General features: G+C 67.8%; 25 protein-coding genes. 14 read left to right on the top strand and 11 right to left on the bottom strand.

What is annotated here, in order from left to right; translation table 11 throughout:
* Window positions 1-7: 7 nt before the first annotated feature.
* Both benB and K3U96_RS19000 read right to left on the bottom strand, forming a co-directional pair.
* Window positions 8-526: a benzoate 1,2-dioxygenase small subunit gene (gene benB / locus K3U96_RS19005; RefSeq protein ID WP_069406061.1), complete on the bottom strand. Its 519-nt coding sequence runs from the start codon at window positions 524-526 to the stop codon at window positions 8-10.
* Between the two features lie 10 nt (window positions 527-536).
* Entirely contained in the window at window positions 537-1892 is a 1356-nt protein-coding gene (locus K3U96_RS19000) for a Rieske 2Fe-2S domain-containing protein (RefSeq protein ID WP_220690742.1), read from the bottom strand.
* Between the two features lie 275 nt (window positions 1893-2167).
* Between K3U96_RS19000 and K3U96_RS18995 the strand changes: the two genes are divergently transcribed.
* The gene (locus tag K3U96_RS18995; protein ID WP_220690741.1) at window positions 2168-3190 is read left to right on the top strand and encodes an MBL fold metallo-hydrolase; all 1023 of its coding nucleotides are present in this window, start codon (window positions 2168-2170) and stop codon (window positions 3188-3190) included.
* Window positions 3191-3283: 93 nt separating this feature from the next.
* Window positions 3284-4117 carry an aldo/keto reductase gene (locus K3U96_RS18990; protein WP_230982199.1) on the top strand — a complete coding sequence of 278 codons (834 nt, stop codon included), beginning with the start codon at window positions 3284-3286 and terminating at the stop codon, window positions 4115-4117.
* A 30-nt stretch (window positions 4118-4147) separates the two neighbouring features.
* Here K3U96_RS18990 and K3U96_RS18985 read toward each other — a convergent pair whose 3' ends face one another.
* Entirely contained in the window at window positions 4148-4576 is a 429-nt protein-coding gene (locus K3U96_RS18985; RefSeq protein WP_220690740.1) for a GlcG/HbpS family heme-binding protein, read from the bottom strand.
* Between the two features lie 191 nt (window positions 4577-4767).
* On the opposite strand from K3U96_RS18985, the gene K3U96_RS18980 reads away from it, so the two are divergent.
* From K3U96_RS18980 to K3U96_RS18955, 6 genes are all read left to right on the top strand, one after another.
* Window positions 4768-5577, top strand: a complete 810-nt coding sequence (locus K3U96_RS18980) for a 2-keto-4-pentenoate hydratase (protein ID WP_069406056.1) — start codon at window positions 4768-4770, stop codon at window positions 5575-5577.
* Complete coding sequence (locus K3U96_RS18975; protein WP_220690739.1) at window positions 5574-6344, top strand: 2-keto-4-pentenoate hydratase; 771 nt, start codon at window positions 5574-5576, stop codon at window positions 6342-6344. Before K3U96_RS18980 ends, K3U96_RS18975 begins: the two co-directional genes overlap by 4 nt.
* A complete protein-coding gene (locus K3U96_RS18970; protein WP_220690738.1) occupies window positions 6341-6862 on the top strand; it encodes a 2Fe-2S iron-sulfur cluster-binding protein in 522 nt (173 codons plus the stop codon). The genes K3U96_RS18975 and K3U96_RS18970 overlap by 4 nt, the downstream gene beginning before the upstream one ends.
* 1 nt (window position 6863) lies before the next feature.
* Window positions 6864-7784, top strand: coding sequence for a catechol 2,3-dioxygenase (locus K3U96_RS18965; protein ID WP_069406054.1), 921 nt, complete (start codon window positions 6864-6866; stop codon window positions 7782-7784).
* Between the two features lie 21 nt (window positions 7785-7805).
* A complete protein-coding gene (locus tag K3U96_RS18960; RefSeq protein ID WP_069406053.1) occupies window positions 7806-8852 on the top strand; it encodes a patatin-like phospholipase family protein in 1047 nt (348 codons plus the stop codon).
* A 91-nt stretch (window positions 8853-8943) separates the two neighbouring features.
* Entirely contained in the window at window positions 8944-9381 is a 438-nt protein-coding gene (locus tag K3U96_RS18955; RefSeq protein ID WP_069406052.1) for a hypothetical protein, read from the top strand.
* Here K3U96_RS18955 and K3U96_RS18950 read toward each other — a convergent pair.
* The 3 genes from K3U96_RS18950 to K3U96_RS18940 are packed head-to-tail and all read right to left on the bottom strand — an operon-like array spanning window position 9333 to window position 11547.
* Complete coding sequence (locus tag K3U96_RS18950) at window positions 9333-9815, bottom strand: GNAT family N-acetyltransferase (RefSeq protein ID WP_220690737.1); 483 nt, start codon at window positions 9813-9815, stop codon at window positions 9333-9335. The genes K3U96_RS18955 and K3U96_RS18950 overlap by 49 nt on opposite strands.
* Complete coding sequence (locus K3U96_RS18945; RefSeq protein ID WP_220690736.1) at window positions 9812-10906, bottom strand: isochorismate synthase; 1095 nt, start codon at window positions 10904-10906, stop codon at window positions 9812-9814. The genes K3U96_RS18950 and K3U96_RS18945 overlap by 4 nt, the downstream gene beginning before the upstream one ends.
* Complete coding sequence (locus tag K3U96_RS18940; RefSeq protein WP_220690735.1) at window positions 10903-11547, bottom strand: acid phosphatase; 645 nt, start codon at window positions 11545-11547, stop codon at window positions 10903-10905. The genes K3U96_RS18945 and K3U96_RS18940 overlap by 4 nt, the downstream gene beginning before the upstream one ends.
* Before the next feature lie 51 nt (window positions 11548-11598).
* On the opposite strand from K3U96_RS18940, the gene K3U96_RS18935 reads away from it, so the two are divergent.
* Window positions 11599-12402 carry a ParA family protein gene (locus K3U96_RS18935; protein WP_069406048.1) on the top strand — a complete coding sequence of 268 codons (804 nt, stop codon included), beginning with the start codon at window positions 11599-11601 and terminating at the stop codon, window positions 12400-12402.
* Window positions 12403-12422: 20 nt separating this feature from the next.
* On the opposite strand, the gene K3U96_RS18930 is transcribed toward K3U96_RS18935, so the two are convergent.
* Window positions 12423-13637 (bottom strand): Rv3212 family protein, encoded by a 1215-nt coding sequence (locus K3U96_RS18930; RefSeq protein ID WP_220690734.1) that lies wholly within the window; start codon window positions 13635-13637, stop codon window positions 12423-12425.
* Between the two features lie 19 nt (window positions 13638-13656).
* Entirely contained in the window at window positions 13657-15117 is a 1461-nt protein-coding gene (locus K3U96_RS18925; protein ID WP_069403976.1) for a DEAD/DEAH box helicase, read from the bottom strand.
* Window positions 15118-15340: 223 nt separating this feature from the next.
* Here K3U96_RS18925 and K3U96_RS18920 point away from each other — a divergent pair, with 223 nt between their 5' ends.
* Window positions 15341-16036, top strand: a complete 696-nt coding sequence (locus K3U96_RS18920; RefSeq protein WP_220690733.1) for a ferritin-like fold-containing protein — start codon at window positions 15341-15343, stop codon at window positions 16034-16036.
* An 11-nt stretch (window positions 16037-16047) separates the two neighbouring features.
* Here K3U96_RS18920 and K3U96_RS18915 read toward each other — a convergent pair whose 3' ends face one another.
* The gene (locus K3U96_RS18915; protein WP_220690732.1) at window positions 16048-16839 is read right to left on the bottom strand and encodes a hypothetical protein; all 792 of its coding nucleotides are present in this window, start codon (window positions 16837-16839) and stop codon (window positions 16048-16050) included.
* A gap of 251 nt (window positions 16840-17090) precedes the next feature.
* On the opposite strand from K3U96_RS18915, the gene K3U96_RS18910 reads away from it, so the two are divergent.
* Window positions 17091-17339, top strand: coding sequence for a DUF3107 domain-containing protein (locus tag K3U96_RS18910; RefSeq protein WP_069403973.1), 249 nt, complete (start codon window positions 17091-17093; stop codon window positions 17337-17339).
* Here K3U96_RS18910 and fasR read toward each other — a convergent pair.
* The gene (gene fasR, locus K3U96_RS18905; protein ID WP_069403979.1) at window positions 17326-17991 is read right to left on the bottom strand and encodes an HTH-type transcriptional activator FasR; all 666 of its coding nucleotides are present in this window, start codon (window positions 17989-17991) and stop codon (window positions 17326-17328) included. The two genes, K3U96_RS18910 and fasR, sit on opposite strands and share 14 nt — an antisense overlap.
* Before the next feature lie 133 nt (window positions 17992-18124).
* On the opposite strand from fasR, the gene K3U96_RS18900 reads away from it, so the two are divergent.
* The 3 genes from K3U96_RS18900 (at window position 18125) to K3U96_RS18890 (ending at window position 21390) form a co-directional block, all read left to right on the top strand.
* Entirely contained in the window at window positions 18125-19171 is a 1047-nt protein-coding gene (locus K3U96_RS18900; protein ID WP_372514926.1) for a DUF3152 domain-containing protein, read from the top strand.
* Between the two features lie 134 nt (window positions 19172-19305).
* On the top strand, window positions 19306-20499 hold the full coding sequence (gene moeZ, locus K3U96_RS18895; protein ID WP_069403971.1) for an adenylyltransferase/sulfurtransferase MoeZ: 1194 nt from the start codon (window positions 19306-19308) through the stop codon (window positions 20497-20499).
* 36 nt (window positions 20500-20535) lie between these two features.
* The gene (locus tag K3U96_RS18890) at window positions 20536-21390 is read left to right on the top strand and encodes a TIGR02569 family protein (RefSeq protein WP_069403970.1); all 855 of its coding nucleotides are present in this window, start codon (window positions 20536-20538) and stop codon (window positions 21388-21390) included.
* A gap of 78 nt (window positions 21391-21468) precedes the next feature.
* On the opposite strand, the gene K3U96_RS18885 is transcribed toward K3U96_RS18890, so the two are convergent.
* Window positions 21469-21765: an MGMT family protein gene (locus K3U96_RS18885; protein WP_069403969.1), complete on the bottom strand. Its 297-nt coding sequence runs from the start codon at window positions 21763-21765 to the stop codon at window positions 21469-21471.
* Window positions 21766-21767: the final 2 nt, after the last annotated feature.

The following is a 21767-nucleotide window of genomic DNA, read 5'->3' as shown; positions in this document are numbered from 1 at the left end:
TGTGATTTCAGATGTGATAGATGTCGATCACGTGATGGATGTAGTCGTTCTTCAAGACCACCGTCTTGCGCCGGATCAAGGGTGACTCGCCGGAGAAGTCGATGGTGTAGAACGACGTGCCGTAATACGGATCGACAGTGTTGTAGCGGAAATACATGGTGTGCCAGTTGAACCGGACATCGACCAGATCTCCGCGGCGCTCGATGACCTCCACGTTGGTGATGTTGTGGCTGGTGCGTGCCTCGGGTAGCGAGGTGGCGCTGGAGCGTTCGGTTCGAATCCGGAACACCCGGTCGGTGAGCCCGCCCTTGTTCGGGTAGTAGATCAGCGAGACCTCGGTGTTCGGGTTCTCCGAGAGCTTTTCGTCGTCGCGCCACGACGGCATCCAGAACTCGACATCGTCGGCGTAACACTCCAGCCACTTCTCGAACTCACGGTCGTCGAGATAACGCGCCTCGCGGTAGAGGAACTGTTCGATCGCCTGCTGCGTGATGGTCGTGCTGGTCGTGGGTAGCGTTGCGGTCATCGAATCCTCCTCAGACAGACCGGGTGTCGGATGCCAAACCGGCGCGCATGGTCTCGAGCCAGTACCCGTGCTGCACCGGGAAGAGGCCCTCGTCTTCGTTCTTCACACCGGACGAGATCACGCCGTCCATACCGAGGGCTCTGGCGAGGTCGTTCGGCCCGTTGAGCCAGTGCTTGGCGCCCCGACTCATGTCGTTCCACGGGGCCTTGGTCGCCCGGAAGGTCAGCTGGGTGGAGCGGAACTCCTCGAGGTCGTCGGGGGTGGCCATGCCCGAGGCGTTGAAGAAGTCCTCGTACTGGCGGATGCGGTTGGCCCGAGCATCGGCGTCTTCGCCCTTGGGGGCGATGCAGTAGATGGTGACCTCGGTCTTGTCCGGCGCGATCGGTCGGAAGTGCCGGATCTGCGTCGAGAACTGGTCCATCAGATACACATTCGGGTACAGGCACAGGTTGCGTGAGCCGGTCACCATGAAGTCGCCCTTGGCCTCGCCGAACATGGCCTTGAGCTCATCGCGGCGATCCCACAGCGGGCGGTCCTGCGGGTTGCCGGCATATGTCCACAGGCACAGGTGCCCGTTGGGGAAGGACCAGTAGCCACCGCCGGATTTGCCCCAGCTGCCGGCGTCGAGCGTCTTGGTCACGTTCGCCGACTCGCCGGTGCCGCGTCGCGACGTGGTGGCGGCGTAGTTCCAGTGCACCGCGGACACGTGATAGCCGTCGGCGCCGTTCTCCGCCTGCACCTTCCAGTTCGCGTCGTAGGTGTAGGTCGACGCCCCGGGCACCACCTCAACACCGTCGGGGGACTGATCGACCAGCAGATCGATCACCTTGGTGGCATCACCCAGGTGTTCTTCGATCGGCACCACATCGTCGTTGATGCTGCCGAACAGGAAGCCGCGGTAACCCTCCATGCGTACCCGGACGAGGTCGTGTGAGCCGTCGGTGTCGAAGGAATCCGGATAGCCGGCGCCGTCGGGGTCCTTGACCTTGAGCAGGCGGCCGTCGTTGCGGAACGTCCAGCCGTGGAACGGGCACGTCAGCGTGGGGCGGTTGTCGGTTTTGCGACGGCACAGCATCGCGCCGCGATGGGAGCAGGCGTTGATCAGACAGTGCAACTCGCCCTTGCGGTCGCGGGTGATCACCACCGGTTGCCTGCCGATGTAGGTGGTGAAGTAGTCGCCCGGGTTGGGGATCTGGCTCTCGTGGGCCATGTACACCCAGTTGCCTTCGAAGATGTGCTTCATCTCGAGTTCGAAGATCTCTTCATCGGTGAAGATGCGCCGGTTGGCTCGATAGATGCCCGCGGCGGGATCTTCGACGACGGCATCGGCAAGGATGGACGCGGCGTGGTCCAGGGTTTCGGTCATAGGTGTTCTCCGCTCGCTGCTGTGGTCGCCAAAACAAACACTGGCAGAGCGTGTCTGCTCTCACAACGAGGAGGCGGGTAGTTTCCGCTGGATAAGAGCCGGGGCCCTGTCGAGGCCGAATCTTGCCGGTTCGGCGTCTTCCGACCAGCGGGAAGCACCGGCACGAACCACGCGGGCACGACACCATGGAGCCTGCGGGCGCGCCGATCCGCGACGGGGTCATCGGCGCCACCGTAGGAGGAGTCGATGGTGGACCCACAGTCGGGTGGAAAGCCGTGACGACGACCCGGGAACTCCATGGCCACGTGCAGGCCGACGGCATCGGGGTCGCGGCAATGCCCATCGGCGTCAACCACATCGAGACCGTCAACGTCTACATCATCGAAGACGGCGACTCGGTGACGCTGGTGGACTGCGGCATGTGGCGGCCCGGGGAACCCGACGACGGCTTGACGGTGCTGCGGGACGCCCTCAACGTCCGCGGCTATGTGCTCGAAGACATTTCACGGATCATCGTCACCCACGCCCACATCGACCACTACGGCATGGCCGGCCGGTTGATGGAACTCACCGGCGCCGAACTGTTCATGCACGCCATGACGGACCTGGACTGCGAAAAGTACCGGCATCCGGCCACGGCCCAGGCGCGCAAGCGCGACACGTACAGCGATCACGGGGTGGCGGAAGGCGAAATGGCGTCGTTCGCCGACACGCTCGTCGAGTGGCTGCCGTACCTGCATTCGGTCGTCGAGGCCTCCACCCGGATGCACGGCGGCGAGGTCATCGACATCGGCGCGCGCCAGTGGCAGGTCCTGCATACCCCGGGCCACTCACTTGGCCACATCTGCCTGTGGTCCCCGACCGACAAGTTGCTGTTCTCCGGCGATCACCTGCTGCCTGCCGTCACCCCGCCGGTCACCTTCGAGCGCGGGTTCGACAAGGACCCCCTGCGCAGCTATCTGGAATCACTCAAGCTGGTCGCCGAGCACGATCCCGCGCTGGTGATGCCGGGCCACGGACGTCCGTTCGCCGACGGCCGGCGCCGGGTCGACGCGATATTGCGCAACAAACAACGTCGGCTCGACGCCATTCACGCGATGATCCGCAGCAGACCCTGCACCGTCCGCGAAATCGCGGACAACCATGTGGCCAAGACACTGTTGAAGTTCCAACGAAACCTCGCGATGGCCGAAACGCTCGCGCATCTGGCCTACCTGCGCTGGCAGGGGCTCATCGAACGCCGAACCCGCGAAAACGGTGTCTACGAATGGTATTCCACCGGCGGGTCCGCGCCGTGACGTCGTGGGGCCGCGCCGATTGGAGGGGTCGCTGAACATGCGCGTCTCGGCGTGCACCTCGCGTGATTCGTTGCGCCGCAAAAGGAGGACACCTTGACACTGAAGACAGCGCCTGACGTCACCCTGGCAAACGGTGTCCAGATGCCCCATCTCGGCCTCGGCACCTGGCCGATGGACGACACCGAGGCCGCCCGTTCGGTGGCGGGCGCCCTGCGCCTGGGCTATCGCCTCATCGACACCGCGGAGAACTACGAGAACGAGCGCGGGGTCGGCGAGGGCATCCGCAACTCCGGCGTCGACCGCGCCGAGGTGTTCGTCACGACCAAGTTCAACCGCCGCTGGCACAGTGTCGACGGCGCCCGTCAGGCCTGCGAGGCCAGCCTGACCCGGCTGGGGTTGGACTATCTGGATCTGCTGCTGGTGCATTGGCCCAACCCGGACCAGGACCGGTACGTGGCGGCGTTCGAGGGGCTGGTGCAACTCCTGGACGCGGGCCTGGTGCGCGCCGTCGGGACATCGAACTTCAAACCGTCACACCTGCAGCGGCTTTTCGACCGGGGGATGACCCCTCACGTGAACCAGATTCAACTCGACCCGTATCACCTTCGCCCGGATCTGGTTGCGCTGCACCGGGACCGCGGAATCGTCACGCAGACCTGGAGCCCGCTGGGACGGGGTAACGAGATGCTGAGCGATCCGACGGTGACCGTCGTCGCCGAACGGCACGGCCGCAGCCCCGGGCAGGTGGTGTTGCGGTGGCACGTTCAGCAGGGTTTTGTGCCGACCCCGAAGTCCGCGGACCCCGGGCGTCAGCGCGAGAACCTCGACGTATTCGACTTCACGCTCACCGACGACGACATGGCCGTGCTCGGATCGTTGGACCGGCCGGACCCCGAGATGCTCGATGCTGACAGCTTTGGGCACTGAGCCGCCCTCAAATATCCTGCCGCCCAGCGACTATGACGCGGTGACCGCGCGCGCACCCGCCTCGGCGATCTCATGGTCCTGCTCGGCGGTGCCGCCGGAGATGCCGACCGCACCCACCACCTGGTCGCCGTCGACGATGGCCACACCACCGCCGAAGACGGTCAACCGGTCGGTTTTGACGATCCCGTGCAGCAGCGCCGGATCGTCCTTGAGCAGGTCCCACCAGTCCCGAGTGGGCAGACCGTTGAACGCCACCACCGAATAGCTCTTGTCCTGGGCGATCCGTGCCGACAACATCGGTGCGCCGTCCATCCGGGCGAAGCTGATCAGGTTGGCACCGCGGTCGGCGACCGCGACGCACACCGGAACGTCGATGGCGGCGGCGTGTTCCATCGCCGCGTTCAGCGCGCGGGTGGCCCCCGCCAGGGTGATACAGCGTTGGGTGTCTATTGCGGTCATCGCGGCGAAGTTACCGCAACTGCCGCCGCGGGCGTGGGTTGCTGCCACTGGATGGAATCGGCTGCCCAATCCCGCCGGGGTATGGGATGTTTTAGGCAGGGGCGGGCTTCCGTCCAGCAGAAAGTGCCGCCTACGGTGGCCGATTCGGCACGCCTCCGGCGGACTCTGGACGGTATGAGGGGCGTGGACCGATGAGCGGCGCGGACAGTGTCACGGTCGGGGAGCTGGCCGACCGGCTGTGGCGTGCGGAGCTCGATCGCACCCCGATCGAGCCGCTGACCGATGCCCGGCCGGATCTCACTCTCGCCGACGCCTACGCGATCCAAGCGCACAACGTCCGGCGACGGGTGCAGGCCGGTCGTGCGATCCGGGGCTGCCGGCTCGGACGGACCTCACAGCCCAGGCAGGACATTCTCGGCGTCGCCGAACCCGACTTCGGCATGCTGATCGACGACATGTTCGTCGACGACGGCACCGTGGTGCCCGTCGACGCCTTCTTGCAGCCGCGGGTGGTGGCCGAGATGGCGTTCCTGCTCGACGACGACCTCGTCGGCCCGGGTGTCACCACCGCTGATGCGCTCACCGCGATCAGGGGAGTGCTGCCTGCGCTCGAAATCGTCGACAGCCGGATCACCGACTGGCGGGTCCGCCTCGCCGACACCGTCGCCGACAACGCTTCGTCGGGACGGGTTGTGCTCGGTAGCCGGATCACCCCGGCCACCGCGCTCGACCTGCGCCTGGTCGGGCTGCTGTTGTACCGCAACGGAGTGGCGATCGAGAGCGGCGCCGGCGCCGCGGCACTCGGCAATCCCGTGCGGTGCCTGACCTGGCTGGCGAACCGTCTGCTGCCGCCCGAGCGCGGACTGCGCCGCGGCGACATCGTGCTGTCCGGACCGCTGCACCGCCTCGTGCCGGTGCGCCCCAACGATGTCTTCGAGGTCGAGTTCGCCCACCTGGGCACCGTGACCGTGCAGTTCGACCGGGAAGGTGCGGCGGCGTGAGTGATCCGAGGGTGATGGCCGATGCGTTGATTGCCGCGCAGCGCGACCGGGTGCCCATCGCGCCGTTCACCAAGGCGAACCCGTTCCTCACGGTCGAAACCGCATACAAGGCACAGTCACTCGTTATCGACGACCGCGTGCAGGCGGGTGAGAGAGTGATCGGAGCGAAGCTGGGATTCACCAGCAGGGTCAAGCGCCTGGCGCTCGGTATCGAGGATCCGGTCTACGGTCTTTTGACGTCGGGCATGGTGGTGCCGTTCGGCGAACCGATCCGGCTCGACGAGCTCATCCACCCGCGCGCTGAGCCCGAACTCGCATTTCTGATCGGCGAAACGATTACCCCCTTGACGCCGCCCGCGGGGGTGCTGTCCGCCGTCGAGGCCGTTATTCCCGCCATCGAGGTGATGGACTCGCGGTACAACGATTCGTTCCGGTTGGCCGACTCCATCGCCGACAGCGCGGGTGCATCCCGGGTCGTGTTGAGTGCCCAGGGCCGACCGCCGAGCGAGCTCGTCGGTCTGCATGTGCTGGGCTGCCTGTTCCGGCACCAGGGCGGGGTGGAGACCGCAGCCGGGGGTGCGGTGCTGGGTCATCCCGCCGCCGCGCTGGCATGGTTGGCGACCACGCTGGGCGACCGCGGCGAGCGCCTCGAGGCCGGGTCGATCGTGCTGTCGGGGGGTTTGACCTCCTCGACGGCGTTGCAGCCCGGTGCCGTGGTGTCCGCCGAGTTCGATGGCCTGGGGATGGTGCAACTGCATTGCCGATGACATCCCAGACCGACCGCTCGACCGGTGTCCGCGGGGACCGGGTCAAGCCATCCGCGCCCGCAGCACCGACGCCGAGCCGACCAGCGGGGAAGGACCGCGACCAGATGCCCGAGGTGACGATCCTGCCCGACGGTTTGCGCGTGCTCGCCGAACCCGGTGAGTCGGTGCTGGCCGCGCTGAGCCGGGCCGGGCTCAGGTACCGGGTCGGCTGCAAGCGTGGCGGATGCGGTGTCTGCAAGGTCCAGCTCACTCTCGGCGAGGTGCGCTACGAACGTGTCGTCGCAGACAGCGTGCTCAGCGACGACGAACGCGTGGCCGGCATCTGTCTGAGTTGCCGGGCGGTTCCGATCACCAATATCGCGATAGAGCTGCAGGAGGGCGACCGGCTGCGCAAGGTGCTGCGGTTTGCTTTCCCGGACTCGGTGCCGCCACCCCCCAGCGGATCTGCGCACGACGCCGCAAACGGGATTCGAAGTACACCGAACGTAGACACGGAACGTAGGAAAGGAAGTACTTGACATGGGTGTCATGCGACTGGGATACGTACACATGCGGGTAACGGATCTCGAGGAAGCCCGCGACCACTACTCGAACACACTGGGCATGTCGGTGGTACACGAACAGCCCGGCAAACTGCACCTCAAGTGCTGGGATGAGTGGGACCACCACTCCCTGGTGCTCGAAGAGGGCGGTGTCGGCCTGGTCAAGGTCGGCTACAAATGCTCCTCGGACGACGACCTCGCGGCCTATGAGAAACGCTGTGCGGCGTTCGGCGCGACGACGGGACGGTTCAGCCGCGGCGAAAACCTGACAGTCGGCGATGGTGTGCGCATCACGCTGCCGTCGGAGCAGACGGTCGAGCTGTACACCGAGATGGAATTCACCGGAACCGAGACCGGTGCGATCAACCCCGAGGCATGGCCGAGGGACGTCCGTGGCGTCGGCACCCACTGGATTGATCACTGCCTGATCGCCGCGGAGGATCCCGGCCTGATCGAGCGGTTCTTCCAGGAGTGCCTGGACTTCAAGGCCGCCGAGCGGGTGGTCGAGACCATGGAGCACCCGGACCTGATCGGCACGTGGTTGACGGCTCCGGAATCGCACTCCCCGCATGACCTCGCGGTGATCAAGGGACCGAACAACAAGATTCACCACTTCGCGTTCCATGTGGAGGACTGGAATGCGATTCTGCGCGCCGCAGACATCTTCTCGATGGATGACGTGCCCATCGACATCGGGCCGACACGGCATGGCATCACGCGGGGAACGACGGTGTACTTCTTCGACCCGTCCGGCAACCGCAACGAGGTGTTCGCGGGAGTCGGACACCGAGTTCAGCGCGACTTCCCGACGATCAACTGGACGGCGGATCAGCTTGGCAAGGGCATCTTCTACCACGACCGCGAGCTCAACGAGGCGTTCACCACGGTGTTCACCTGAGCCCGAGCCCGAGACAGCGTGATGACCGGCCGGGCCCGACGCCGTCCGCGCGAGAACCGGGTCCTCGCCGGACCGCGCGCACAAAAGTCGGTGTCGCTTGCCTTACAGGGCGGTGGTGCACACGGCGCCTTCACCTGGGGCGTGCTCGACGCGCTTCTGGAAGACGGCCGCTTCGGGGTGGAAGCGATCACCGGGGCCAGTGCTGGCGCACTGAACGCCGTTGTGCTGGTGCAGGGTTGGCTCGACGGAGGCGCCGACGGGGCGCGCAGCCACCTGGAGACCTTCTGGCGCCGCGCCAGTGTCGACGGGTTCTTCGCCCCGGCGCAGCGCAGGCTGGTCAGCCGGATGCTCAAGATATGGAGCAACCAGGCCGACTTCGTCACCCGCCGGCTGAGCCCTTACCAAACCAACCCGCTCAACATCAACCCGCTGCGCGACGCGATCGAAGCGCTCATCGACTTCGAGCGCGTGCGCGCCTGCACTGACGTCGAGATCTTCGTGAGCGCCACGAATGTCTGGAGCGGCAAGATCGCGATTTTTCGCCGGGCCGAGCTCACCGCCGATCATCTGATGGCCTCGGCGTGCCTGCCCATGGTCTTTCAGGCGGTGGAAATCGACGGCGTGCCGTACTGGGACGGCGGCTACATGGGCAATCCGGCGCTGTTCCCGCTGTACTACGAGACGTCGGTGGACGACATCCTGCTCGTGCAGATCAACCCGCTGGAGCGCAGGCAGACCCCGCGCACCGCGCGCGAAATCCACGGCCGGCTCACCGAAATCACGTTCAACGGAAACCTCTTGCGGGAGTTGCGGGCGGTGGCGTTTGTCAAGCGGTTGCTCGACGACGGCACCTTGTCGGCGAAAAACTACAAGGACGTGCGTCTGCACCGGATCGACGCCAGCGGGGTGCTCGACAAGTACCCGGCGTCGTCACGGTTCAACGCCGGCTGGGACTTCTTCGTCAAGCTGCGCGACGTCGGCCGGGAGACCGCTAAAGCCTGGCTTGCCGAGCAGTACGACGCCGTCGGGGTGCACGCCACCTTCGATGTGCGCAGCGTGCTGGGGTGACGCCCACCGACCCGCCGCGGTGCCGGTACCCTACAGACGTGACCGATCGGTGCCGACTGTTGCTGGTCCAGCGGCCCAACGGAGCGGTGAAATGACCGTTCCCTCACCGGCAACCGTGCGTCAGGCCGCCGTCCTGGTCGGCCTCGAAGGTTTTGGTGGGCTGGTCGCCGCCGTGGTGTACGTGCTGAGCGGGGTGTCCGGTACCGATCAGCCGGGGATGAACTTCTTCGGCACCGCCGCGTGGTTCGCGATCATCGGCGGTGGCGTGGTGGCCGCGGGATGGGCGTTGTGGACCGGTCGGCGCTGGGGCCGCGGCATCGCGGTGTTCGCGCAGTTGCTGCTGCTGCCGGTGGCCTGGTACATGGCGATCGGCTCGCATCAGTGGGTGTACGGCGGGGCGGTGGCGATCGTGGCGCTGGCCACGCTGGCCCTGCTGTTCAGCCCGTCCACCCTGCAGTGGGTGGGGGCTCACGACACCGGTCAGAGTTCGGCGGCCAAAGCCGACAACTCCGGGCCGGACACCCGATAGGTGATCCACTCCGTCTGCGGCTTGCCGCCGACCGCGTCGTAGAGCGCGATCGCGTTGACGTTCCAGTCCAGCACCGCCCACGACAGCCGGGTGTAGCCGTTGTCGACGCACTCACGGGCAAGCGCGGCAAGAAACCTGCGGGCCAGGCCGCGGCGGCGAAACTGCGGACGCACGTAGAGGTCTTCCAGATAGATACCCGCCACACCGTCCCAGGTGGAGAAGTTGCGGAACCACAGGGCGCCGGCCGCCACCTGGCCGTCGACCTCCCCGAGGTGCCCATACACCGCCGGTTGGTCACCGAAAAGCGCCTGGTGCAGCTGGGTTTCGGTGACCGTGCATTCGTCGCTGGCGGATTCGAACGCAGCCAGCTCGTGGATCATCGCGACCAACTCCGCCTCGTCGCCGGGGCGGACGCGACGGATGACCTCGGTCACGGCTGCGCCCCGAGCGCGGACAGAATCGTGGCGAATTTGGTTGTCGTTTCCGCGACTTCGTCGTCCGGATCGGATTCGGCCACGATGCCGCCACCGGAATAGGCGGTGGCGGTGCGCCGGTCGGCGGACAGCTGGGCGCAGCGGATGGACACCACCCAGCGGCCGTCACCGCGCTGGTCACACCAGCCCACCGCGCCCGCGTAGAACCCGCGGTCGCCCTCCAGTTCGGTGATCAGGTCGGCGGCCGCATCGGCGGGCACCCCGCCTACGGCCGGTGTGGGATGCAGCGCGATCGCCAAATCCAGTGCGGTGGTGGAGTTGTCACGCAGCCGCCCGGTGATCATGGTGTAGAGATGCCAGACCGCGTCGGTCTTGCGCAGTTTGGGTTCGGGTGCCACGTCCAGGTCGGTGCACAGCGGGCCGAGCACCTCGGAGATCGCATCCACCACCAGCTGGTGCTCGTGGCGGTCTTTGCTCGACGCGGCCAGGGCGGCGCCGCTGGCTTCGTCGGCGTCCGGGTCGGCCATCCGGGGCGCCGAGCCCGCGAAGGGTGCGCAGACCACCTGATCGCCACGGCGGGCCACCAGCAGTTCGGGGCTGGCGCCCACCAGCGCCGAGCCCGAATGGCCGCCGCCGGCCGCGGTCAGATCGGCGAGGAACGCATTGGCCGTCGGGTCGGCGGCCACCAGGCGGTCCACGACGGTGCGCGCATCGATCGGCGCGTCGGCGGCCAGCCGCAGCGCGCGGGCCAGGACCACCTTGTGCAGCCCGCTGGCCGGGTCGCGCAGCCGCTGCAGCGCGGCCTCGACGCGGGCGCGGTGTTCGTCGGGTGCGGGTCTGGTCTCCACGATCTGCACCGACGGCAGCGGGCGCAGCGGCCATTGCGGTGGCGCGTCGAGGAACTGCACTGCCTGCGGCCGGATCAGCGCCGCCGGTTTGGACATGTCAAAGGGCAAGGCGCCCACGATGATCGGCGCGCTGCGGGAGGCGAGCGCCGCTCGCGCGTCGGCCACGTGCGGGAAGACGGTGTGCACGCCTTCGGCGACCACAGCTCTGCCGGAGATCAGCACGAAGCACGGTTCGCGCGTCATGTCGGCAGGCACGGGTGGCGGTGGCCCGTCAGTCCCAGTGCGCTGATCTGGCGCACGCCGTGTTCGTAGCCGCAGACCGCGATCGACGCGGCGACCATCGCGAACCTGATCCCCTCGGGCAGCGCGAGCTCCACCCAACGGGTCACCATCGCGCGCGAGAAGTGACCGTGGCCGACGAACAGCACATCGCGAGATGGCAGGTGTTCCAACGCATATGCGATTGCGCGGTCGGCGCGGTCGCTGACCTGCTGCACCGACTCACCGCCGGGGCAGCCGTGCGTCCACACCAGCCAGTCGGGCTCGCTGCGCCGGATCTCCTTGGTGGTGAGGCCTTCGTAGTCGCCGTAATCCCACTCGGCCAGCAGCGGCGACACCTCGTCGACGGTCAGCCCGGCGAGTTCCGCGGTGACCAACGCGCGGTGCCGCGGGCTGGACACCACCAGCGGGTTGTCGAGTTGAAGCACCGCGAGCGCATCGGCGGCCAGCTTGGCCTGCGCGCGGCCGGTGTCGGTGAGATCCAGTTCGGTGCGCCCGGTGTGCTGACCCGAGCGTGACCACTCGGTCTCACCGTGGCGAAGCAGGATCAGCCGGTGCCGTTCGGCACCGGTGTCTGGTCCTCGCCCGAGTGGCCCGTCGCCCACGCCCACGAATTCTGCCCCACGGCGCGTCGCGATATGCGAGGGCGTGCCAGGATGGACAGTGTGACGCGGGTTCTTGCGGTCGCAAACCAAAAAGGTGGCGTGGCCAAGACGACGACGGTTGCGTCCCTGGGCGCGGCGATGGTCGAAAACGGTCGACGGGTGCTGCTGGTCGACCTGGACCCGCAGGGCTGTCTGACGTTCTCGCTCGGCCAGGATCCAGACAAGTTGGCGGTGTCGATCCACGAGGTGCTGCTCGGGGATGTGGAACCCGATGCCGCGCTGGTGGACACCGCCGAGGGGATGACCCTGCTGCCGGCCAACATCGACCTGGCCGGTGCCGAGGCGATGCTGCTGATGAGGGCGGGGCGCGAGTATGCGCTCAAACGGGCGCTGGCCAAGCTGGGCGACCGCTTCGACGTGGTGATCATCGATTGTCCGCCGTCGCTGGGCGTGCTGACCCTGAACGGGCTGACCGCCGCCGATGACGTGATCGTGCCGCTGCAGTGCGAAACGCTCGCGCACCGCGGCGTGGGCCAGTTCCTGCGCACCATCACCGACGTGCAGCAGATCACCAACGCCGACCTCACGCTGCTGGGCGCGCTGCCGACGTTGTACGACTCGCGCACCACACACAGCCGCGACGTGCTGCTCGACGTCGCCGACCGATACGACCTTCCGGTGCTGGCCCCGCCGATACCGCGCACTGTGCGGTTCGCCGAGGCCTCCGCCTCGGGGTCCTCGGTGCTGGCCAGCCGGAAGAACAAAGGCTCCCACGCCTACCGCGAGCTGGCCGCCGCGCTGCTCAAGCACTGGAAGAACGGCAAACCCCTGCCCACCTACACCCCCGAGCTCTGAGGCCCGAAGGCATAACCGGGTCAGGGGCCCAGCGCGACCAGTTCGTCGCCGCGCTGCTCGATCAGCAGCGATCCCGCCACCGCGGGCACCACGGGCGCCGAATGCGGCGGGCGTGACACCGCGATGTGGCGGTCGCCCTGCCCGGTGGCCGGATCGAAGACGTCGTAGCCGCCGGTGACGGGCACCAGCAACCGGCCGGCCATCACCGTCGCGGGTCCGAGGGGGACGTTGTCGCCTGCGGGTGCGACCGAGTATTTGTAGCGCAGCCCGTTGGCGGAAAACACCATCACGCTGTCGCCGGTCCACCACGTGATCAGGTCCCCGGTGCGCGATGCCGTCGCGTCGGGGGCCGGCGGTTCGGGCAGCGCCGTGCTGGCGATCGTCGTGCCCGTCTCGTCGATGATGTGCACGGTCGGTTCGGGGGTCGGCACGTACACGGCCGTCGTCGTGTCCGCCACCGCAACCACGCGCGCGCCCGAGTCATCGGCGACACCCTCCAGCGGCACGTACTTGAGTTCGGGGGTGTCTTCCTCATCTGAGGGCCGCAGCAGCGTCAGGCGCAGGTCCGCCTCGTGCGGACAGGCTTCCAGCACCGACACCGCGCTCGAGCTGGCCGCCGCGGAGACCAGCCGGCACAGCGGCGCCACCGGGACGTCGGGCTTGATGCGCGCGTCCAGGGCGCCGTAGCTGAGCATCCTGACCATGTCGGAGCGCCACAGTTCGAGTCGGGTGTCGCCGGCGGACAGCACCGTGGTGCCGTCCGAGGACAGCGTCACCTCGGGATCGGCGTAGCTGGTGCGGGCCGGGCCGCGGACACCGGTTCGGGCGTCGACGGTGCTGACCTGACCGCAGCCCCGCCCATCGGGATACACCGCAACCACGTATTCGTATACCGACGTGACCCCGCACAACGGCAGGTCGCGCGCATAACTCCACAGTGCGTCCCCGGTCACCGGGTCACGGCCCTCGACAACGCTGCCGTCCCCGGTCACCACGCTGCCCGCCACCACCAGCGGCCTGCTGGTCTTCGGGCTGGCCGCCGTCCACAGCTGTCGCAGTGCGGCAGGCACCGCCTTGGCCGGGGTGAGCTTGGTCACCGGCTCGGCGGCGGGCCTGCTGATCGTGGCGCGCGCGTCGCTGTTCCACCAGATGAGCGCGGCGACGACGGCGATCACCGCGACTATCGCCAGGGCCGCCGCCACATCGGCCTTCGTGCGGCGTTCGGGTTTGACCATCGCGGGCCGGGGCGCCTCGCTAGGTGGCGCTGGCCGGCGCCTTACCCGACCGGCGGCGGCGCCGGCGGCGCGGCTTGGCATTCTCGTCGGCCGCGGCGTCCTCACCGTCGGTTGCGGCCTGCTCGGTCGCCGTCGACGCGGGATGCCCGGTCACCGGCTTGCCGCCGCGGGTGCGCCGGCGGGCGCGGTTGCGGGTGCGCGCGGGCCGATCGGCCGACCTCTCGGCCGGTGCCCGCTTGGCCTTCGGTTCGGCCGGTGCGCCGACGCGGCCGGTGGCGTCGGTCGGGATACCCAGCTCCTCGTACAGGTGCGGGGAGCTGGAGTAGGTCTCGGCGGGATCGGGGCAGCTCAGCCCCAGCGCCTTGTCGATCATCTCCCAACGCGGCAACTCGTCCCAGTCGACCAACGTCACCGCGACGCCGGTCTTGCCTGCCCGCCCGGTCCGGCCGATGCGGTGCACGTAGGCCTGCTCGTCCTCGGGGATCTGGTAGTTGATGACGTGGGTGACGTCGTCGATGTCGATGCCGCGGGCGGCGACGTCGGTGGCCACCAGCACGTCGACCTCGCCGGTGCGAAAGGCCTTGAGCGCCTTCTCGCGGGCACCCTGGCCCAGATCGCCGTGCACCGCGCCGACGCTGAAGCCGCGCTCGGCAAGGTCGTCGGCGACCTTCTGCGCGGTGCGCTTGGTGCGGGTGAAGATCATCGTGGCGCCGCGGCCCTCGGCCTGCAGCACCCGGCTGACCAACTCCACCTTGTCCAGCGCGTGAGCGCGGTAGACGAACTGCTCGGTGGTGTCGTGGGTGGCCGCCGAATGCGGGGCTTCGGCGCGGATGTGCGTGGGCTGGTTCATGAACGTGCGCGCCAGCGTGATGATCGGGTCGGGCATGGTCGCCGAGAACAGCATGGCCTGCCGCTTGTCGGGGATCTGCTTGAGGATCCGCTCGATGTCGGGCAGAAAGCCCAGGTCGAGCATCTCGTCGGCCTCGTCGAGCACCAGCACGGACAGCCCGCCCAACTGCAGGTGGCCCTGCTGGGCCAGGTCGAGCAGCCGGCCTGGGGTGCCGACGACGACGTCGACGCCCTTTTGCAGCGCCTCGATCTGCGGCTCATACGGGCGTCCACCGTAGATCGACGTGACGGCCAGCTTGCGGTCTCCGACGCGTAGGTGCTTGGCCGCGATGGCCAGGTCGTTGTACACCTGCAGGCACAGTTCGCGGGTCGGGACGACGACCAGTGCGCGCGGGATACCGGTCAACGGCCGGTCGGTGTCGGTGGTGATGCGCTGCAGCAGCGGCACCCCGAACGCGAGCGTCTTGCCCATTCCGGTGCGGGCCTGGCCGATGAGATCGTCGCCCGCGAGCGCGAGCGGCATGGTCAGTTCTTGGATGGCGAATGGATGTTCCTTGCCGTCCTCGTGCAATGCGCGAACGATTTCGTCGCGAACTCCGAGTTCGGCAAAAGTGGGATTGAGATGCGTCATACGCGGGGGTAGCAGCCTTTCAAATTGTCTTTCCTCATGGCGTCCACACGCGCGCACGAGTTCGACGAAAGCTACTGCCGGGGCCCAGCGCTGATAGGCGGACCAACTGCGTGCACGCACATTTCTTGGAAGCGGCGAGCTCAGAGTGCCGCTGCCGGTGCCCATCATACCCGGGTGGGCTCGCCAGGCGGTCGGCGCGCCGGGCGCCGTTTAGTCTTGACCCATGAATTCCACGTCGCCGGCCGAGCCCAGGTCCACCTCGGTGACGTCGGGCGTGTCCCCGGATCACCCCGGCGTGACCGAACTTTTCGCGCTGCTGGCCTACGGCGAGGTGGCTGCGTTCTACCGGCTCACCGACGAGGCGCGGATGGCGCCGAACCTGCGCGGCCGGATCAACATGGCCGTCATGGCCGCCGCCGAGATGAACCACTACGAGGTGCTCCGAGATGCGTTGCAGCGCAGGGGCGTCGACGTGGTGCCCGCGATGACGAAGTACGCGTCGGCGCTGGAGAACTACCACCGGCTGACCACCCCGAGCACCTGGCTGGAGGCGCTGGTGAAGACCTACGTCGGTGACGCGCTGGCCGCCGATTTCTACCTGGAGATCGCCGACGCGCTGCCCGACGAGGTGTCCGACGTGGTGCGGTCGGTGCTGTCGGAAACCGGGCACTCGCAGTTCGTCGTCGCCGAGGTGCAGTCCGCGGTGACGGCCAGCCAAAAGCAGCGTCACCGGCTGGCCCTGTGGTCGCGACGGCTGCTCGGCGAGGCGATCACGCAGGCGCAGTTCGTGCTGGCCGACCACGACGAGCTGGTCGATCTCGTGATGGCCAGCGGTGAGGGCCTGACCCAGATGACCGAGTTCTTCGACCGGCTCCAACGCACGCACGCCTCCCGGATGGAGGAGCTGGGGCTGGCGTGAGGCCCGACCCGCTACTTCGTGCAGTTGGTGATGATCGTGTTGTTGTTCTGCGCGGCGATCAGTGCACCGGAGGCGTCGGTGATGCTGCAGTTGAGCTGACCGGCGACGCTGGTCGCGGTGACCGAGCTGAGCTCCACACCGGGGTCCAGCACGACGGTCTTGGCCCACGGCAACGCCACGTTGACGTCGGTGCGCAGCGCGCCCTGCGCATCGGTGTAGATGACCGTGACCAGGTCGATCAGCTGACGATTGCCGGTGACCCGGTAGGTCACCGTGCGCGGTGACGGCGCCGGGGGCGGCGGGGCCGCCTGCGCCGGCGGCACGACCGGTTGGGCGGTCGGCGTCACCTCGGCCGTCGGCGTCACGGTCGTGACGGTTTCCGGCGGCAGGCTCGGCACCAGCGGTGCGGCCGGAGCGGTCGCCCGCGGAGCAGACGTCGCGGTCGCGCTGGGGCTGGGCGCCGTCGACGTGCCGGTGGCCGTGACCGAACCGCTGTCACCGCCGCCCAGGATCACGCCCGTGGTGCCGACGGCGATGAACAGGATGATCCCGGCGATCCCGGCTACCCACATCCAGCGCCGGTCGATGCGCGCCTCGTCGTCCTCGAAGTCGGCGTACTCATCGGCGTACTCGTCGTAGGTGTCGTCGTAATCGGCGTCGTATCGGGTGTCGTAGCTCGACCGGTAGTCGGCGTCGTAGTCGGGGTAATCGAGTTCATCGACGGGTGGCTCGCCGGCATACGTGCCGAACCGTTCGGTCGGGGTCAGCGAATATGGCGATTGTGCGGTATAAGGCCTGTTCATGTGGGTTTTCCCAGTCGTATCGGTGCAATACCCGGCTGATGCTATCGATGCTGGAGTGACGGATGAGGCCTAGCGGCCGGTGTGTTGGTCACGGTCCGGACTCGGTTCGGTCGCCGTTTGAGCCGACGGCCCGACCACCGTCGCAAGTGGCTTCGCTGACCGCGAACTCACCGGCCCGGCGCGGCGTCCGCACCGTCCATTAGCCTTGGCTCAGGTTCTCAACAAGTGCGACGAACGGAAGGGTCCGCAGCGTGGAGGTCAAGATCGGTGTCATGGACAGCCCGCGTGAGCTGGTCTTCAACAGCGCGCAGACACCAAGCGAGGTGGAAAAGCTGATCACCGACGCGCTCGACCAGCAGTCGGGCGTGCTGGCCCTGACCGATGAGAAGGGCCGCCGCTTTCTGGTGCAGACCAGCAAGATCGCCTATGTCGAGATCGGCGCGGCAGACGTGCGCCGCGTCGGGTTCGGCGTCGGAGCGGAGTCGGCTAAGACCGGGTAAGCGGCACGTGTGACAGGCCGCCCCAGATGAACTGCACCGTGCCCTCCACGGCGTCTTCCTTGGAGATCGGCCGGTCGTTGTTCAGCCAGTAGCGTGCGGAATCGACGCTGATGGCGACCAGGCCGACCGCGATCATCCGGGCCCGGTGTGGCTCCAGGCCGGAATCGTGGCTGATCAGGTCGAACACCGCGTCGGTGCAGGCTTCGGTGGCAACTTTGACCTGCACGGCCACCTGCGGTTCGGTGACGTAGTCGTTCTCGAAGATCAGCCGATACCCCTGGCCGTCGTGTTCGATGAAGTCGAAGAACGCCTGCACGGCCGCGCGCACGCGCTGGCGGTTGTCGGTGGTGGTGCGCAACGCCTGACGCACGCCGGAGACCAGGTTCTCCACATGCCGCTGCAGCACCGCCAGATACAGTTCCAACTTCGATGAGAAGTGTTGGTAGAGAACGGGTTTGCTGACCCCGGCGCGGTCGGCGATCTCGTCCATACCCGCGGCGTGATACCCGCGGTAGACGAAAACCTCACTGGCCGCGGCCAGCAGCTGCCCGCGACGTTCGTCACGGGGCAGCCTGTTGCCGCGCCGGTTCACCGCGTCACCGTTTTTCGGCGGCGCGCCCCTCCTCGCGGCGGTATTCGCGAGATCGCTCATCATGTCCTTCGTCTGGTCTGGTTAGGCAATGACACTACTACCGTCGGCAAAGTCGTCGCGGGAGGCGGTTGTCGCGTCGCCTCCGGTGGCGCGCCGGAAGTACCTGCGCTTAAGCCTGTGTCATCCTGATTCGGTGACTCACGACTCGGAGCGTCGCGTGGGCTTGCGGAGCCGGGCAGATGTGCCCGCGCTGCGCAACGAGTGGCGCGAGCCGCTCCGTGCGCAACGTGACCCCTTGTCGCAGGGGTCCGGGCGGGTCAGGTCCAACCGCGACGAGCACCGCCGCGTGCGCAAGCAGACCTGGCTGGGCCGCTTCGTCTCCACCTACGGCTGGCGGGCCTACGCGCTTCCGGTTCTCGTGGCGCTGACCGTGGTCGTCGTCTACCAGACGATCACCGGCACCAGCGCACCCCAGACCGAGCAACTCGAAGGCCCGGTGCAGGGGCCCCCGACCATCGGCGTGGCCAGCACCGCGATCATCGGCGCCCCGCCCAAGGGGCTGACCGAGTTCGACGCCAACCTGCCCACCGGGATCCTGCCCGCGGGCGGGCCGTTCACCCAGGCCGGGGCCAAGACCTGGCACGTCGTTCCCGGCGCCGCGCCCCAGGTCGGGGAGGGCACCGCCAAGGTGTTCACCTACACCGTCGAGGTGGAGAACGGTATCGACACCACGACCTTCGGCGGCGACGACGGCTTCGCCAGGATGGTCAGCGAGACCCTCGCCAATCCCAAGAGCTGGACGCACAATCCACAGTTCGCGTTCGTGCGCGTCGACGAGACCTCGGGCGTCGCACCCGATTTCCGGGTGTCGCTGACCACGCCGATGACGATCCGCGAGGGCTGCGGCTATGACATCCAACTCGAGGCGTCCTGTTACAACCCGGCCTACACCGACGGCCAGCCGAGGGTGTTCATCAACGAGGCGCGCTGGGTCCGCGGCGCCGTGCCGTTCCAGGGCGATGTGGGGTCCTACCGGCAATACCTGATCAACCACGAGGTCGGCCACGCCATCGGCTACCAGCGCCACGAGCAGTGCCCGGCCGACGGCGACCTGGCGCCGATCATGATGCAGCAGACGTTCTCCACCAACAACGACGACGCCGCCCGGTTCGATCCGGGCACGGTCAACCCCGACGGCAAGTCCTGCCGGTTCAACCCCTGGCCCTATCCGATCGCCTGAATTCCCTTCCGGGGGCAGCGGTGTCCCCGCCGGGGTTCATCGCGGCCGCGGGCGCCGGGAAGCCGCACGGCCGATTCGGCGTTGTGCGGGAGGCATATTGTTGAGGCAGAACAGCCAAATCAAGGAGTAATTCGGTGTCGACACCGTTGCCGCCGCTGGTAGAACCGGCGGCCGAGCTCACGCGCGAAGAGGTGGCGCGTTACAGCCGCCACCTGATCATCCCGGACCTCGGAGTGGACGGGCAGAAACGGCTGAAGAACGCCCGGGTGCTGGTCATCGGCGCCGGGGGACTCGGTTCGCCGGCGCTGCTGTATCTGGCCGCCGCCGGGGTGGGCACCATCGGCATCGTCGACTTCGACGTCGTCGACGAGTCCAACCTGCAGCGTCAGGTCATCCACGGTCAGGCCGACATCGGCCGGTCCAAGGCGCAGAGCGCGCGCGACTCCATCCTCGACATCAACCCGCTGATCGAGGTGCGGCTGCACGAATTCCGCCTCGAGCCCGACAATGCCGTCGAACTGTTCGAGCAGTACGACCTGATCCTGGACGGCACCGACAACTTCGCCACCCGCTACCTGGTCAACGACGCCGCGGTGCTGGCGGGCAAGCCGTACGTCTGGGGCTCGATCTACCGCTTCGAAGGTCAGATCTCGGTGTTCTGGGAGGCGGCGCCCGACGGCGCCGACGGAGAAAAGCGGGGCCTGAACTACCGCGACCTCTATCCCGAACCGCCGCCGCCGGGGATGGTGCCGTCCTGCGCCGAGGGTGGGGTGCTTGGCATCCTGTGCGCGTCGGTCGGCTCCGTGATGGGCACCGAGGCGATCAAGCTGATCACCGGCATCGGCGAACCGCTGCTGGGCCGGTTGATGGTGTATGACGCACTGGACATGACGTACCGCACCATCAAGATCCGCAAGGATCCGGCCACCCCGAAGATCACCGAGCTCATCGACTACGAGGAGTTCTGCGGCGTGGTGTCCGACGCGGCCGCCGAGGCCGCCGCCGGTGCCACGGTGACCCCGCTGGAGCTTCGTGAGCTGATGGACTCGGGTAAGCCGCTGGCGCTGATCGACGTGCGCGAACCCGTCGAGTGGGACATCAACCGCATCGACGGCGCAGAGTTGATCCCCAAACCGGCGTTCGAATCCGGTGAGGCCCTGGCCAAACTGCCCGTCGACCGCACACCGGTGTTCTACTGCAAGACCGGGGTGCGCTCGGCCGAGGTCCTGGCCATCGCCAAGAACGCCGGCTTCTCCGATGCCATGCATCTGCAGGGCGGAATCGTTGCCTGGGGCAAGCAACTCGAACCCGACATGGTGATGTACTAACGCCGAGTTTGCCCGTGCTCGGCTTAGGCTGAGCTGGTGACAGTCGATGGCCCGCCGGATCATGTGCTGGCGGCGTTCGGGCTGACCGGGGTGCAGCCGGTGCCGCTCGGGTCGAGTTGGGAGGGCGGCTGGCGCTGCGGCGAAGTCGTGCTGTCGATGGTGGCCGATCACGCCCGCGCCGCCTGGTCGGCGAAGGTACGGGAGACGTTGTTCGTTGACGGGGTGCGCCTGGCCCGGCCGGTGCGCTCCACCGACGGGCGATACGTGGTGGCCGGCTGGCGCGCCGACACGTTCGTCGCGGGAAGCCCCGAACCGCGCCACGACGAGGTGGTTTCGGCCGCGGTGCGACTGCACGAGGCGACCGCCAAACTCGAACGGCCCCGCTTTCTGACCCAGCCACCGGTCGCGCCGTGGGCCGACGTCGACGTCTTCATCGCCGCCGACCGCGCCGCCTGGGAGGAACGCCCCCTGCACTCGCTGCCGCCGGGCGCGCGGGTCTCACCCGGGTCCGCCGACGGGCAACGCTCGATCGAACTGCTCAACATGCTCGCCACGCTTCGCCGGCCGACCAAGAGCCCCAGCCAGTTGGTCCACGGCGACTTGTACGGCACGGTGCTGTTCGCAGGCACCGCTGCGCCCGGCATCACCGACATCACCCCGTACTGGCGCCCGGCGTCGTGGGGGGCGGGGGTGGCCGTCGTCGATGCGCTGTCGTGGGGCGAGGCCGACGACGGGCTCATCGAACGCTGGAGCGCCCTGCCGGAATGGCCACAGATGCTGTTGCGGGCGTTGATGTTCCGCATCGCGGTGCACGCGCTGCATCCGAGGTCGACGGCTGCGGCTTTTCCGGGCCTGGCGCGCACGGCCGCGTTGGTACGGCTAATCCTGTAAGCCGGCTTTCGGACGCGAACGTGGGTTACCCGCACGCTTTCGCGCAACGGAGCGTGTCGGTAACCCACGTTCGCCGGCTCAGAACGTGTGGCGCACCTCGGCGAGGCGCACCCGCCCGTCGTCGGCCAACACCCCTTCGGCACGCAACAACGCGAGTTGTCGCGTGCTCAGGTGCGGCGCGGGCCGACCCGATGCCCGGATCACCCGGTGCCACGGCAGATCCGACGAATCGGTCCGCATGATCCAGCCGACGATCCGGGGGCTGGAAAGCCCTGCGGCCTCGGCGATGTCGCCGTACGTCGCCACCCGGCCCGGCGGAATCGCGGCGACCAACGCGCGCACGGTCTCCACCTGCTCGTCGGTGACCGCCGGCATCG

Origin of the sequence: Mycolicibacterium holsaticum DSM 44478 = JCM 12374 (assembly GCF_019645835.1) — a bacterium.
GTDB lineage: Bacteria > Actinomycetota > Actinomycetes > Mycobacteriales > Mycobacteriaceae > Mycobacterium > Mycobacterium holsaticum.
The sequence above is the reverse complement of the archived record's forward strand: the minus strand, read 5'-3'. Positions and strand labels throughout refer to the sequence as shown.